The organism is Microbacterium sp. Leaf351 (genome assembly GCF_001423825.1).
GTDB classification, from domain to species: domain Bacteria; phylum Actinomycetota; class Actinomycetes; order Actinomycetales; family Microbacteriaceae; genus Microbacterium; species Microbacterium ginsengisoli.
Map to the genome: position 1 here is coordinate 59,602 of NZ_LMPK01000005.1, position 1,298 is coordinate 60,899.

The following is a 1,298-nucleotide window of genomic DNA, read 5'->3' on the forward strand; positions in this document are numbered from 1 at the left end:
CAGCCCGCGCATCCTGCCGCCGTCGGCGACCGTGGCCGACGCCCTTCGGGAGCTCCCCGCCGTCGCCGGCCACGGCATCGTGGTGGCGGATGCCGCGGGCTCCGCGCCGACCATCGACGAGATCGCGGGCGTGGTGCCGGCCACGCGGCTCGCGACGGCGCTGCCCGACGCGCAGCTGGGCGACCTCGCCCGCGGCCGGCCCGTCGCGATCGACGCCGACGACGTGACCGATGCCCGCCACGCGTTCGACCTGGCCGCCGAGCTCGACGCCGAGACGATCTGCGTGCTGCACCACGGCGTGCTCGTCGGCACCGTCACCGCGCGCAGCGCCCTGCGCGGAACGCTCTACCGGCCGGCGCTCGATGCTGACGGTCGCCTCGTCGTGGCCGCCGCGGTCGGCATCAACGGCGACGTCGCCGCGAAGGCGCGCGCGCTCGCCGAGGCGGGCGTGGACGTGCTCGTGCTCGACACCGCGCACGGGCACCAGGAGGGGATGCTCCGCGCTCTTCAGACCGTGTCGGGCCTGGGCCTCGGCCTGCCGATCGTCGCCGGCAACATCGTGAGCGCCGACGGGGTGCGCGACCTCGTCGGGGCGGGCGCCACGATCCTGAAGGTCGGCGTGGGCCCGGGCGCGATGTGCACCACCCGCATGATGACCGCCGTCGGACGCCCGCAGTTCTCCGCCGTGCTCGAGACCGCCGAGGCGGCCCGCGCCCACGGCGCCCACGTCTGGGCCGACGGTGGCGTGCGCTACCCGCGCGACGTCGCGCTGGCGCTGGCGGCGGGCGCGGCATCCGTCATGATCGGCTCGTGGTTCGCGGGCACGCTCGAAGCCCCCGGCACCGTCGAGACCGACGCTGCCGGTCGCGTCTACAAGGAGTCGTGGGGGATGGCCTCGACGAAGGCCGTGCAGGAGCGCTTCGGTCGCCTCGATGCCTACGAGCGCGCCCGCAAGGAGCTGTTCGCCGAGGGCATCTCGTCATCGCGCATCTACATCGACCCGCTGCGCCCGGGCGTCGAGGATCTCGTCGACATGATCACCGCGGGCGTGCGGTCCTCGTTCACCTACGCCGGCGCCGGCTCGGTGCCGCTGTTCCACGAGCGCGCGCTCGTCGGCCTGCAGTCGGCCGCCGGATACGAGGAGGGCAAGGCGCTGCCGGTCAGCTGGTGAGAGAGCGGATGCCGCGGCATCCGCCCCACCCCGGAAACTGGCAATCCGCCGGGCTCGCCGTCCCAGGCCGCCCATAGACTTCAACCACTATGGACGACCCCCCGAGTTGCAGACGATCGCCCCACCG

General features: G+C 74.3%; 1 protein-coding gene. It reads left to right on the plus strand.

The features are described from left to right. Positions 1 to 1,171 (plus strand): IMP dehydrogenase (locus ASG00_RS02270; protein ID WP_235559075.1); only part of this gene is annotated, 1,171 nt, incomplete at its 5' end. Between the last annotated feature and the right edge of the window lie 127 nt (positions 1,172 to 1,298).